This is a genomic window from Streptomyces sp. NPDC057950 (assembly GCF_042887295.1).
Taxonomy (GTDB): Bacteria; Actinomycetota; Actinomycetes; order Streptomycetales; family Streptomycetaceae; genus Streptomyces; species Streptomyces kaempferi.
Genome location: NZ_JBHVPP010000016.1, coordinates 1 through 12815, shown reverse-complemented (window position 1 = coordinate 12815; position 12815 = coordinate 1). Strand labels below are relative to the sequence as shown.

General features: G+C 70.7%; 12 protein-coding genes. 8 read left to right on the top strand and 4 right to left on the bottom strand.

The window, feature by feature from the left end:
• Positions 1-203 precede the first annotated feature (203 nt).
• From ACFVTC_RS25285 to ACFVTC_RS25270, 4 genes are all read left to right on the top strand, one after another.
• Positions 204-719, top strand: a complete 516-nt coding sequence (locus ACFVTC_RS25285; RefSeq protein ID WP_390130580.1) for a hypothetical protein — start codon at positions 204-206, stop codon at positions 717-719.
• Positions 720-730: 11 nt separating this feature from the next.
• Positions 731-1138, top strand: coding sequence for a hypothetical protein (locus ACFVTC_RS25280; protein ID WP_390130578.1), 408 nt, complete (start codon positions 731-733; stop codon positions 1136-1138).
• 73 nt (positions 1139-1211) lie between these two features.
• Positions 1212-1673 (top strand): HIT family protein, encoded by a 462-nt coding sequence (locus tag ACFVTC_RS25275; RefSeq protein WP_390130576.1) that lies wholly within the window; start codon positions 1212-1214, stop codon positions 1671-1673.
• Between the two features lie 364 nt (positions 1674-2037).
• Positions 2038-3072 (top strand): NlpC/P60 family protein, encoded by a 1035-nt coding sequence (locus tag ACFVTC_RS25270; RefSeq protein WP_390130574.1) that lies wholly within the window; start codon positions 2038-2040, stop codon positions 3070-3072.
• Positions 3073-3147: 75 nt separating this feature from the next.
• Here the strand turns inward: ACFVTC_RS25270 and ACFVTC_RS25265 are convergent, their stop codons facing one another.
• Both ACFVTC_RS25265 and ACFVTC_RS25260 read right to left on the bottom strand, forming a co-directional pair.
• Entirely contained in the window at positions 3148-3552 is a 405-nt protein-coding gene (locus ACFVTC_RS25265) for a hypothetical protein (protein WP_390130573.1), read from the bottom strand.
• A gap of 364 nt (positions 3553-3916) precedes the next feature.
• Positions 3917-4438: an ATP-binding protein gene (locus ACFVTC_RS25260; protein ID WP_390130571.1), complete on the bottom strand. Its 522-nt coding sequence runs from the start codon at positions 4436-4438 to the stop codon at positions 3917-3919.
• 154 nt (positions 4439-4592) lie between these two features.
• Between ACFVTC_RS25260 and ACFVTC_RS25255 the strand changes: the two genes are divergently transcribed.
• Together ACFVTC_RS25255 and ACFVTC_RS25250 are read left to right on the top strand one after the other, a co-directional pair.
• The gene (locus tag ACFVTC_RS25255) at positions 4593-5405 is read left to right on the top strand and encodes an SDR family NAD(P)-dependent oxidoreductase (RefSeq protein ID WP_390130886.1); all 813 of its coding nucleotides are present in this window, start codon (positions 4593-4595) and stop codon (positions 5403-5405) included.
• Between the two features lie 356 nt (positions 5406-5761).
• Positions 5762-7021 (top strand): FAD-dependent oxidoreductase, encoded by a 1260-nt coding sequence (locus tag ACFVTC_RS25250; RefSeq protein ID WP_390130569.1) that lies wholly within the window; start codon positions 5762-5764, stop codon positions 7019-7021.
• A 274-nt stretch (positions 7022-7295) separates the two neighbouring features.
• Here the strand turns inward: ACFVTC_RS25250 and glgX are convergent, their stop codons facing one another.
• Together glgX and ACFVTC_RS25240 are read right to left on the bottom strand one after the other, a co-directional pair.
• Positions 7296-9431: a glycogen debranching protein GlgX gene (glgX, locus tag ACFVTC_RS25245; protein WP_390130567.1), complete on the bottom strand. Its 2136-nt coding sequence runs from the start codon at positions 9429-9431 to the stop codon at positions 7296-7298.
• A gap of 4 nt (positions 9432-9435) precedes the next feature.
• Positions 9436-9951: a pep a2 gene (locus tag ACFVTC_RS25240; RefSeq protein WP_390130565.1), complete on the bottom strand. Its 516-nt coding sequence runs from the start codon at positions 9949-9951 to the stop codon at positions 9436-9438.
• A 316-nt stretch (positions 9952-10267) separates the two neighbouring features.
• On the opposite strand from ACFVTC_RS25240, the gene ACFVTC_RS25235 reads away from it, so the two are divergent.
• Entirely contained in the window at positions 10268-10636 is a 369-nt protein-coding gene (locus ACFVTC_RS25235; RefSeq protein WP_390130885.1) for a DUF5133 domain-containing protein, read from the top strand.
• A 62-nt stretch (positions 10637-10698) separates the two neighbouring features.
• The gene (locus ACFVTC_RS25230; RefSeq protein WP_390130563.1) at positions 10699-12717 is read left to right on the top strand and encodes an alpha-1,4-glucan--maltose-1-phosphate maltosyltransferase; all 2019 of its coding nucleotides are present in this window, start codon (positions 10699-10701) and stop codon (positions 12715-12717) included.
• Positions 12718-12815 lie beyond the last annotated feature (98 nt).

Below are 12815 nucleotides of genomic sequence, written 5' to 3'. Positions count from 1 at the left end.
GTGACCGCGTCCCTCCCGCTCCTCGGACCCCCGCCTCTCCCGTAGCGCGGTGGTGGCCGTGACGACGGCGGCACGGTTCCCCCGTCGGCGGCGGGGTTCGACCCGACGTGCGAGCGTCCCCGAAGGCCGTCATGACCGGGCAGGAGTCCGCGCCGCAGGGGAACGGGTGATCCACGCGGTGTGGAACCTGCGATGCTGAGATCATGCTGAGAGTTCGACTGCAGCCCTTGATCACCACGGTGGGCCGGGTCGTCGTGTGTGAGGTCGACGGACCGGACAGCGCCCCGCACACCCGCGTCTACGTGGCCGTGGTCACCGAACCAGAGCCCCACTACGGTGGCGGACGTCTCGCGATGATCCTCACGATCCATCACCCGGACGAGGCTCCCGGGTGGCTGCGTGAGAACCCTCCGCCGGGCGTGACCTGGCTGCGTGACCCGCCGGTCCCCACGGTCGCGAACGTCTATGCCCGCCCCGCCTTCCGGGTGCCTGGAGTCCCACAGGACAGGCCCGCCGTGCGGGTCGGGCGCCAACTCGTCGGGGAGGGACTGCTCGTGCGGCATTCGACTTCCCGGTCCGCCCGTGGAAGTCAGTGGGCCGAGGCGGTCGGCGGGAAGATCCCACCCGTCGAGGACGACGCCGTCAGTTCAGGGTTCGATTCCTGGGCAGAGCGCGAACTGGACAGGTTGGAGCGGCAGTCGTGGTGGCATCATCTGTAGAGGGGGGTGCCGTGGGAATCACCAGCGACCGACGTGACTGGCTGTTCTTCACCGGATGGCTCCTGACCGGGTCCGGCTACTTGCTCGCCCTGCTCACCGTGCTGTCGATCGGGGTCTTCATCCTGCCGATCCCCCTGATCGCCACCGTGGCGCTGGCGACGCGACGCGGGGCCCTTCGCTGCCTGCCCGGTCTGGTATCGAGTGCGAGCCTGCCGCTGTTCCTTCTCGCCTACCTCAATCGAGATGGTCCCGGTACCCACTGCACCACCTCCGCCGGCGGCGGGAGCTGCACCGAGGGTCTGCTCGACCCCTGGATCCTGCTGGCCGTCGGCCTGGTCGTCCTCGCTGCCGGAGTCGCACTGTTCCTCAGGATTCGGCGTCGGCCGACCGTCACCGGCGTGCCGAGTCACTCCCCTTAGTCCTCAGCACCGGACTTCCCGCGCGGAAGCGCTCGAATCCGTGGCGGCACGGCCAGATCTACGATCTCGGTCCATGACGACTCCCGACTGCTACACGTGCGGCATGGAAGCAGGGTTCGACGGCCTCCCGCCACGCGAGCGCGTGGTGCACGACCAACTCTGGCGGGTGGCCCACGTCTTCGACACCGCCGTGCGCGGCTGGCTGGTGCTGCTGCCCCGGCGCCACGTCACCGCGGTCCATGACCTCACCGACGCGGAGGCATCCGCCCTGGGCGTGTGGCAGGTCAGGCTCTCCCGGGCGCTGCGCGGCGTCACCGGTTGCGCCAAGACCTATGTCGTCCAGTTCGCCGAGGCGGAGGGTTTCGCGCACGTGCACTTCCACATCGTGCCGCGCATGACAGATCTGCGCCCGGAACACCGCGGGCCGGGCATTTTCGAGCTGCTTCGGGGGCCGGAACAGGAGCGGGTAACGGCCGAACAGGCGGATCACCTGGCCCTCGCGCTACGCGCTCACCTGCACCGGAACGCCCAGTAGCCCGAGGTGGGTGACGCCATGGAGCGCGAGGTGAAGCCGTGGAGGCCGCGGTCACCCGGGAGCACGTGCCGTCACGGGGTCCGGCGGGCGCCGCGGACGCGGACACCTGTGTCCGCGTGCTCAGCGGGATGCTCAGCCCCTTCGAGGACGTCGGCCATCGAGTGGCAGACCCTCCTCGGACACCATCACATACCCCTCACATCGAACGGCATTTGTCACAACGCCACTTGCTCTGATCACGACCAGGTCACTAGAGTTCACATCCGAACCTTTGCTCGGGTGTTCGCTCGTTGGGAGTGACGGCGGAGGGACACCGCTTGTTGACGTCTCGGCAGGCGGCCGGACGAAGAAGGAGCTCGCCTTCGTGGCGTCCCACCGTCGACCCAAGCAGCCGAGCCGCACGCGTGTGACCGTGCTCACCACCGTCGCGGCGGCCGCCGTGGCCCTCAGCGCCAACGCCGCCAACGCCGCGCCCAGCGAGAAGCCGAGCAAGGACGAGGTCAAGTCGAAGGTCGACGCCCTCTACCAGGAGGCGGAGCAGGCCACCGAGAAGCTCGACGGGGCCAAGGAGAAGCAGGACAAGCTGGAGAAGCAGATCAGCACCCTGCAGGACAACGTCGCCCGCGGCCAGGAAGAGCTCAACCAGCTGCGTGACGCCCTCGGTTCGATGGCCAGCGCCCAGTACCGCACCGGCGGCATCGACCCCTCCATAGCGCTGTTCCTCTCCTCGAACCCGGACGACTACCTGGACAAGGCGTCCGCGATGGACCAGCTGAGCGGTCAGCAGGTCGAGGCGCTGAAGAAGGTCCAGGAGAAGCAGCGCGAGCTCGCCCAGCAGCGCCAGGAAGCGTCCGAGAAGCTCAAGGACCTCTCCGACACCCGCGCCGAGCTCAAGAAGAAGAAGCAGGAAGTCCAGGGCAAGCTCGCCTCCGCGCAGAAGCTCCTCAACTCCCTGACGGCCAAGGAGAAGGCGGCTCTCGCGGCCCAGGACCAGGAGCGCGCCACCCGCGCCAACGAGCGTGTCGACCTCGGCCACACCAAGGCCGCCTCCGGACGCGCGGCCGCCGCGTTCGCCGCCGCGGTGAGTGTGATCGGCGCCCCGTACTCCTACGCCCACGCCGGCCCCAGCACCTTCGACTGCTCGGGCCTCACCTCCTGGGCCTACGCCCAGGCCGATGTCTCCATCCCCCGCACCTCGGAGGCCCAGGCCAACGCGGGTACCCGCATCTACTCGCAGAGCGATCTGCAGGTCGGCGACCTGGTCATCTTCTACGGGGACCACCACCACGTCGGGCTGTACGCGGGCGGCGGCCAGGTGCTGCACGCCCCGCACACCGGCGCGCTCGTCCGCTACGAGTCGATCGGCAACATGCCTTTCCAGTTCGGAGTCCGCATCTGAGCCGTGCCGCTGCTCGAGCGGTGGCATCGATGACCCTTGTCGAGGCTGTCAGGCCGCCGGGGGGAGTTCAGCCGCTCAGGTCTGGCACTGCCTCGTGGACGCGGGAGACCAGTTGCTCCAGGCGGCACCGTCCGCCCGAGCGTGTACACGGATCTCCACCTTCACGGGGCCGCACACCCGCGTCGTGCTTCCCACTTCGGCAGGGCCGACGGCTTCGCCCGCCCCGACGTAGGCGCGACCGCTGCCCAGTTTCACCCAGTGGCCACCGTCGACGACGCGGAAGAATGCCTCGTAGGAGACGTTCAGTCCTTTTGTTCCCGTGTTACGCGCCTTGATGTGTGCCGTGATCTCCCGGGTGGGGATTCTGCCGACAGATCCCCGCTGGGCGCTGATACAGCCATTGACGGCAACACGGCCGGTCGACACGCCTCCGCCGCAGGCGACCGCCGCGGCGTGAGCGCCGACGGTGGTTGCCGGCACGGTGAGTGCGACTGTGCCCAGAATCGTTCCGATACGCCTCAACCGCGATGCCCCGTTCCGTCCGTCATGCCTTCTTCCTTGAAAGGAACATGGCTCGCCCTGAGGCACGGCGACCGGTTTCGCCGAGCTTTTCACCCGAATGGGCACGGGTGGCCGGTGACATGACCGTGGCGTACCCCGGTCCGGCCTTCACGCTCCCCCGCTGGGGACCGGCCGCCCGGAGCGCGGTCGTCCCCAGAACCAGGTGAGGCTCGCGCACGGTGCGCGTGGCGGGCGGTGCGCGTGGCGGGCGCAGTCGCCGAACAGGGCCCGCCGTCGGGGCAGTTCGGCCGCGCCCACCCCCGTGACTCGGTCGGCGCCCCCCTCACGGCATACCGCGGAGCACCAGTGTGAACCACACCTTCTTGCCCGTGGTGCCGGGGTCGGGCGGTGCGATGCCCCAGTCGTCGGACAGCGCGGCCACGATGGCCAGGCCGCGACCCGACTCCGTGGCCGGGTCCGTCGTCCGTGGCCGCGGCAGGACGGCGGAGGCGTCCGCGACCGTCACGCGCAGTTCGTGCCCGGTGCGCTCGAGGGTGACGGTGATCGTGTCGGCGGGGCCCGAACTGCCGTGTCCGACCGCGTTGGCGAACAGTTCACCGGTGGCGAGGACGGCGTTGTCGAGCGGCTCGGGCGGCAGGCGCAGGCGGGCGAGGCACTCGGCGACCAGCGTCCGTACGCCCGCCGCGCGCGAGGCCTGGGCGGGGACCGTGGCCCGCAGGAGACCGGGCGGGACCACGGGGAACACCGCGGGCTCGCCGGGGCGCACCCCGCTCGCGGACGGAAGGCCGGACGGCACGGGAACGTCGTGCGGCGGTTCGCGGCGCGGGGCCCCGGATGCCGTCATCGATCCTCCTCCGTGCGCGGCTCGGGTGGGGGACGTGTGCGGTGGCTGCTCCAGCAGCCAACAGGTCACGGGTACGGTCCGACCAGGGGGTATCGGGGTTGTCCGGTTGCGAGCGCGTAGTGGTGCGGGATGCATGTTCGACCGCGTGACGAACGTGAGCGGGGTCCGGGCGTCGGCGCGCACCGCCGAACGCACCGGGTGGTCCGGGGTACGCGGCAAGCGTGTCCTGGTCACCGGTGGCACGCGAGGACTGGGTGAGCAGATCGTGCGGCTCCTCGCCGCCGAGGGGGCCCGGGTCGCGACCTGCGCGCGCGGTGCCGGGGACCTCGCCGTACTGGCGCGGTCACTGGACGCCCCCTTGTACACCCGGGCGCTCGACGTCACCGAGCCGGAGCACCTGGAGAGCTTCGTCGCGGCTGTGGAGAAACGTTTTGGCGGACTGGACGGAGTGGTGGCCTGCGCGGGCGGCTCCCGAGGCGGCCGTCTCGAGGCGACGGACTCAGGGGACTGGGCGGCGACCTGGGAGGTGAACGTCGGCCATGCGGCGCGCCTGATCCGGGCCGCGGTGCCACCGCTGCGGGCGGCGGGCGGCGGATCGGTCGTGGTGGTCTCCTCGATCTCCGGCTGGAAGCCCGGCCCGCCGGTCCAGTACGGCGTCGCGAAGGCAGCCCAGATCCAGCTGGCCGCCTCGCTCGCCCGCGAGCTCGGACCGGACGGGATCCGGGTGAACGCCGTCTCGCCCGGCTCGATGCTCGTCCCGGGCAGGCGCTGGGACCGGATGCGCCGGGAGGAACCGGAGGCGTTCGCAGGGTTCGTGGCGGCCGAGCTGCCCACCGGTCGGCCGGTCGCCCCGCAGGAGGTCGCCCGGGTCGTGGCGTTCCTCCTCTCGGACTGGTCGAGCGGGATCTCCGGCGCCCATCTGCCCGTCGACCGCGCCCAGAACGCGCCGTCGCCGGACGGCTACTGAGCCGACGGACGGCATCAGGGCGTCGACCGGAACACGGGCCCGCACGCCGGTGACGGGTGCGTCACCCGTCCGTCCGGCCGTCCCGTTACTGCCCGCGCATCCAGATGACCGTCGGGCGCAAGGGAGTTGGGCACGACCGCGCCCGTCGCCGGCGGACCGCGCGAAGTCGAGGGAGTCCGAGCCGGCCTCGACGCCGCGAGCGGGGAACCCGGCCGTGCGCCCGACACGGCCGATCTCGTGCGGTCACCTCTTCCGCCCCGCGCGCCCACCCCGCGCGCCCGCACGACTCCCCGGCACCGACGCCAAGATCGCCGAACAGTAGGCTCGTCGCGCAACACGACGCGAAGGGGAGCTCAGTGGCGCGGGTTGCGGTGATCGGTGCGGGTATCAGCGGGCTGGGGACGGCGCTCATGCTCGGTCGGCGGGGCCACACGGTCACGTTGTTCGAGCAGGACGCGAGGCAGGCCGGAGAGGACCTGAACCGGGACTTCTTCCACTGGGACAGGCCTCGATGCCCGCAGGCCGTCCAGCCCCACTCGCTCCTCGCGCCCGTGCGCACCGTCCTGCGCGCCGAGACCCCGGACGTCTACGCGGACCTGCTGGCACGGGGAGCCCGGGAGTACCACGAGTTCGACTGGTTCGGGGCGCATCCGCCACATCGGGCCGGCGACGAGGACTTGGTGACCCTGCGCAGCCGTCGCATCGTGCTGGAGACCGCCTTGACCAGGGCCGTGCGGAGGGAGCGCACCGTTGTCGTGCGGGGAGGGTGCCGGGTGCGCGGTCTCCTCGTGAAGGAGGGCCGGCCGCCCCGGGTGACCGGCGTGCGGGTGGGGGCGCAAGCGCACCGGGCGGACCTCGTCGTCGATGCGTCCGGGCGGCGCTCACCGGTGCCGGGGTGGCTGATCGCGGCAGGCTGCCGCCCACCGGTGGTCGACAGCCATCGCACCGGGATCGCCTACCTGTGCCGCTGGTACCGCCTGCGTGCCGAGGGCCCCCGTGACGCCGGGCGGGTGAAGACCGGCTCGGCCGCACCGTTCGCGCTCGCCGGTGTCTTCCCTTCCGACAACGACACCTTCGCGGTGAGCCTGGTGCTCTCCACGGGTGATCCGACCCGCGGCGCGCTCACCGACCCCGCCGTGTTCGAGGCCGTCGCCCGCCGCTTCCCCGCCACCGCCGCCTGGCTCGGCCTGGCCCCCGAACCACGGTCAGCGGTCCTGCCGATGGCCGGCCTGGACAACCGCTGGACCGGACTCGCCGACGATGAAGGACCCGTCGTCACCGGCCTGGTCAACGCCGGGGACAGCCTCATCCACACCAACCCCACCTTCGGACACGGCGTGGCCCTCGGCCTGCGCGCCGCCCAGCACCTCGCCACCCATGTCGACCGGATCGCCGCGGACCCCCTCGGGTACCACACCTGGACAGCACAGGCGCTCCGCCCGTGGTTCGACGCGCAGGTGACGGCCGACCGGGCCGACGGGCAACGCCTCGCCGAGAGCTCGCCGCTCTCGGATCGGCGGGCCGCCGCCCGGACCGCCTGCGCCTTCGACGATCCCGTCGTCATGAGAGCCCGCGCCCAGGTGCGCCATCTCCTGCGGCCGGCCCAGGACGCCTGAGACGTCCTCGGGTGCGGTGCAGCGCGCCACCAGGGCGGGCCGTCGGTCGATCATCGCGTTGTAGACCGTGCGCGCGCGGTCGTACCCGGGGTCGTCGGGTCCGGTCAGCTGACCCTCGAATCCGGTCAGCTCCTGTCGCGCTGCCTGTGCCGGCGTGATGGACATGCGCATCCCCCGGGTCCGGGGCCGGTTGCGGGGACCCCGGTGACCGGGGTCCCCGCTCCAGTGTCCCTCGGATGGGTGCACGGCGCTCGTTCTGCTCGGCCCACCCGGCTCAGCCGCCGGTCGTCTCCCCTTCGGCGGCCCGGGGGGACCTGGACAGCAGCAGCAGGCTGCGTGCTTCGAGACGGACGTCGGTATCGGCCTTGCGCTCCCGTTCGTCGGGGAGGTCCGCGGGGTCGGCGGTGTCGATCCGTGCCGTCCATCGCTCACCGTATTCGGCACCCGGAAGGCGGAAGACGACCGGCTCCCAGTAGCTGTTCAGGAGCAGCAGGAAGGAGTCGTCGACCACCGGGCCGCCGTACGGGTCCGGCTCGGCGATCGCGTCGCCGTTGAGGAACACGGCGAGGGCGTGCGCGTCGGCGCGCCGCCAGTCCGCTTCCGTCATCTCGCGCGCGTCCGGCCGCAGCCACACCAGGTCGGGCAACGGTTGCCGCTCGTGCGTGGCCGTGTCGCCGAGGAAGAAGCGGCGGCGGCGCAGGACGGGGTGAGCGGCGCGCAGCGCCACGGCACGGCGGGTGAACTCGATGAGTTCACGCTGCTCGTCGTCCAACCGCCAGTCGATCCAGGACAGTTCGCTGTCCTGGCAGTAGGCGTTGTTGTTGCCCCGCTGGGTGCGGCCCAGCTCGTCGCCGTGCGCGAGCATCGGGATGCCCTGGGAGAGCAGCAGGGTGGCGAGCAGGTTGCGCTGCTGGCGGGCGCGGAGTTCGAGGATCGCCTCGTCGTCGGTGGGGCCCTCTGCACCGCAGTTCCAGGAACGGTTGACGCTCTCGCCGTCCCGGTTGCCCTCGCCGTTGGCCTCGTTGTGCTTGTCGTCGTACGAGACGAGGTCGCGCAGGGTGAATCCGTCGTGCGCGGTGACGAAGTTGATTCCCGCGCGCGGCCGGCGCCGGTCGTGCTGGTAGAGGTCGGCGGATCCGGTCAGGCGGGAGGCGAACTCACCGAGCGTGTGGTCGCCGGAGCGCCAGAAGTCCCTCACCGCGTCCCGGTACTTGCCGTTCCACTCCGACCACAGGGGCGGGAAGTTGCCGACCTGGTAGCCGCCGTCACCAAGGTCCCAGGGCTCGGCGATCAGCTTCACGCGTCCGACGACCGGATCCTGCTGGATCAGGTCGAAGAACGCCGAGAGCCGGTCCACGTCGTGGAACTGCCGCGCGAGCGTGGCCGCCAGATCGAACCGGAATCCGTCGACGTGCATCTCCGTCACCCAGTACCGCAGCGAGTCCATGATCAGCTGCAGTACGTTCGGGTGCCGCGTCAGCAGGCTGTTCCCGGTGCCGGTGGTGTCGTAGTAGTGCGCCGCGTCCCCCTCCACCAGACGGTAGTAGGAGGCGTTGTCGATGCCGCGGAAGGAGAGCGTGGGGCCGTTCTCGTTGCCCTCGGCGGTGTGGTTGTAGACGACGTCGAGGATCACTTCCAGGCCCGCCGCGTGCAGCGCCTTGACCATCGACTTGAACTCGGTGACCTGCTCCCCGCGGGTGCCGTGCGCCGCGTAGGCGTGGTGCGGGGCGAAGAAGCCGATGGTGTTGTAGCCCCAGTAGTTGGACAGGCCCCTGTCCCGCAGGAAGCCGTCCTGGGTGAACTGGTGCACCGGCATCAGCTCGACCGCGGTCACGCCGAGCGAGGTCAGATGCCCGACGACGGCCGGATGGGCCAGGCCCGCGTAGGTGCCGCGCAGTTCGGCGGGGACGTCCGGGTGGGTGCGGGTCAGACCGCGCACATGGGCCTCGTAGATCACCGTCTCGGCGTACGGCCGCAGCGGTGGACGGTCCTCGCCCCAGTCGAAGGCCGGATCGGTCACCACGCCGAGCATGGTGTGCCCGGCGCTGTCCGCGGGATCGGGCCCGTCGGCCGCCCTCTCGTAGAGCGAGGCGTCGTTGTCGATCTGTCCGTCGACCGCTTTCGCGTACGGGTCGAGGAGCAGCTTGGCCGGGTTGCAGCGGTGTCCGGCGTCCGGGTCCCATGGTCCGTGGACCCGGTAGCCGTAGCGGCGGCCCGGCCCGACGTCGGGCAGTCGGCAGTGCCACACGTATCCGTCGACCTCGGTCATCGTGACGGTGCGCGAGGCACCGTCGTCATCGACGAGAACGAGGTCGACCCGTTCGGCGGCTTCGGTGAACAGGGCGAAGTTGGTTCCTTCGCCGTCGTATGACGCCCCCAGCGGGTACGGGCGTCCGGTCCAGGTGCGCACCCGATCACCGTACGGTGATCGCGGCCTCCGCGTCGTTCCGTGCCGCCGCGAAGGCGGGCACGGGCAACGACAGCGCCCGGGGTGTCCGGCATGCCTCCCGCAGGCTCGGCACGGGGCCGGCCGGGACCAGGGGGGCGCGTTCGGCGGAACGGGCCCGCCAGGAGAACCAGATGATCTTTCCGCCGGCGCCCGTGGCACAGCAGCCCCAGTTGTCACTCAGGGCGGCGATTCGTGCGAGACAGCCCTGGGGTGCGTTGTGCGGGCGGATGTCCTGGTCGTTGTCCGAGACGGCGGTGATGAGGTGCTTGCCGTTCCACCACATCTCGACGGTCGTGTTCTTGTCGGCCGAGTGCTGGGCGATGGTGTCCAGCAGTGATTCGGCGCAGTGGCAGACGGACTCGACGAGGAACTCGAGGTTCCAGTACCGGAGATGGGCGGCCATGATGCGCCTGACCTGTCCCACTCGGTCCGGACTGACCTCGACGTCGAGGTGGTAGTAGCAGGGAACTGCAGATTTCATCTTCGTTGGCTCCTCACCGGCGAAGCTCCTGCTCCCTCTCGCCCTTTCCGGACGAGCCCCGAATACGAAGCGTGAGTGTTGGTCGCTCCTGAGTAAGTCCAAGGATGCGAGTGCTACTCCGTTCGTGCAACACGAGAGCACTCCTGACCGCTTCTGGGGTAGTTGAACAGCTAACAAGACGCTTCGTGGTGACACAGGCACCATGAGTGAGGGCGCCGACCTCGATGACAGGCCGGTGCCTCTCTGTACACGCCCGCCCCGCACCAGCCGGACGGGCCCGTGCGCAGTCCTGGAGAGTGGAAAGGTGACCAGCGCCATGCTGCTGCCCGCCAAAGCCGAGGTCGCCAGGCACCTGGAGGAATACCGGGCCTGGGAACGTCTGCTGCTCGTGGCCCCCATGGACCACGCGGTGCGGGGCGACTTCGAGAACTCGGGGTACACCCTGTGCGTCCTGATGGGGAAGCGCTGCGCGCGGGAGGCCGTGGACGCCGCCGAGCAGTATCTGCGCGGCGGTGCGCGGGCTTCGGGCACTTCGAAGGCGGAGCCCGCCCCCTCGGCGGCGTCGGCTTCTGCCACCGCGTCCGGGACGGGAGCGCGCCGTCCGCGGACTCCCGGGACGGTCACGACCTTCAGGCCGGCCGAACGGGCCGTACGGCCGGGGGGTGTCCCTGAGACGGGGCAGTGACCGGAAGGTTCCCGGACAGCTGTGAACGGCAGGCGCGATCGAGAACGGCGGAGGCGAAGGACATGGACGCACACCCGGCCGACGGCCGTGACCCGGTCGATCCCACTCAGGTCGACCGGACCCCGGTCGTCGACGTCCACCCGGTGGTCGAGTGCGGGCGTCGCCCCGCCAAGGCGGTCTGCGGGGAGAGCTTCCAGGTCAGCGCGACCGTCTTCGGTGAGGGCCACGACGTGGTCGGCGCCAATGTCGTCCTGCGCGATCCGACGGGACTGGCCGGCCCCTGGACCCCGATGCGCGAGCTCGCTCCCGGTACCGACCGGTGGGGCGCCGAGGTCACGCCGGATTCCGTGGGCCACTGGACGTACCTGGTGGAGTCCTGGAGCGACCCGGTGGCCGCCTGGCGCCTGGCCGCCGGCATCAAGGTCCCGGCCGGCGTCGACACGGGGCTGATCCTGGAAGAGGGCGCCGCGCTGCTCGAGCGCGCCGCGGCCGGTGTACCGGACCCGGGCGGACGGTCGGCGGTGCGGGCGGCGGCCGAAGGTCTGCGCGACGCGTCGCGGCCACCGGCCACCCGTCTCGCGGCCGCCCTGACCCCTGAGGTGACCTCGGTCCTGTCCGCCCACCCCCTGCGCGAACGGGTCTCCCGCTCACTGCCGCTGCCTCTGCTCGTGGAGCGCGAGCGCGCGCTGTTCGGATCCTGGTACGAGTTCTTCCCGCGCTCGGAGAGCGGACAGCTGGACCCGTCCGCCCACGGCACGTTCCGCACCGCCGCCGAACGCCTGCCCGCCATCGCGGAGATGGGCTTCGACGTCGTCTACCTCCCGCCGGTCCATCCCATCGGCACGACCTTCCGCAAGGGTCCCAACAACAGCCTGTCGGCGAGCCGTCGGGACGTCGGTGTGCCGTGGGCGATCGGCTCACCGGAGGGCGGGCACGACGCGATCCACCCGGCTCTCGGCACCATCGACGACTTCGACGCGTTCGTCCGCCGGGCAGCGGATCTGCGTCTCGAGGTCGCCCTCGACTTCGCGCTCCAGTGCTCCCCCGACCACCCCTGGGTGGAGAAGCACCCGGAGTGGTTCCACCACCGCGCCGACGGCACGATCGCGTACGCGGAGAACCCGCCGAAGAAGTACCAGGACATCTACCCGATCGCCTTCGACGAGGACATGCCGGGGCTGATCACCGAGTGCGTGCGGCTGCTGCGCTTCTGGATGGACCACGGTGTCCGGATCTTCCGCGTGGACAACCCGCACACCAAGCCGGTGGTCTTCTGGGAGCGGGTCATCGCCGAGATCAACCGCAGGGACCCGGACGTGATCTTCCTGGCCGAGGCGTTCACCCGGCCCGCGATCATGGAGAGGCTGGCGACGGTCGGTTTCCAGCAGTCGTACACGTACTTCACCTGGCGCAACACCAAGCAGGAGCTCACCGACTATCTCACCGAGCTGTCGGGCGGGAGCGCCGCCTTCATGCGGCCCAACCTCTTCGTCAACACCCCGGACATCCTGCCCGGCTACCTCCGGCACGGCGGACGGCCCGCTTTCGAGGCACGGGCCGTGCTGGCCGCCACCCTGTCACCCGCCTGGGGCGTCTACGCGGGGTACGAGCTGTGCGAGAACACCGCGGCCGGCCCGGACAGCGAGGAGTACCTCGACTCGGAGAAGTACCAACTTCGGCCGCGTGACTGGGAGTCGGCCGCGCGCGAGGGCAGGACGATCGCTCCGCTGATCACCAGCCTGAACCGGATCCGAAGGCGCCACGACGCCCTGCGCGCACTGCGCAACCTTCACTTCCACCAAACTGACAACGATGCCCTGATCGCGTACAGCAAGCGCACGGGCTCGGACACGGTTGTGGTGGCGGTCAACCTCGACCCCCACCACACCCAGGAGGCCACGGTCTCGTTGGACATGCCGCGAATCGGCCTGGACCGGGACGAGTGCGTGCCGGTGCATGACGAGCTGACCGGCGAGACGTACTACTGGGGCAGGACCAACTTCGTCCGACTGGAGCCGGGCCGTGCGCATGTGCTCGCCGTCGGACCGGCACCGCAGATCGGAGGGTCACCCACCATATGATCGTCAACGAGCCCGTACCGGACACCTTCGAGGACACTCCGGCGAAGGACCGCGACCCCGAATGGTTCAAACGCGCCGTCTTCTACGAGGTCCTGGTC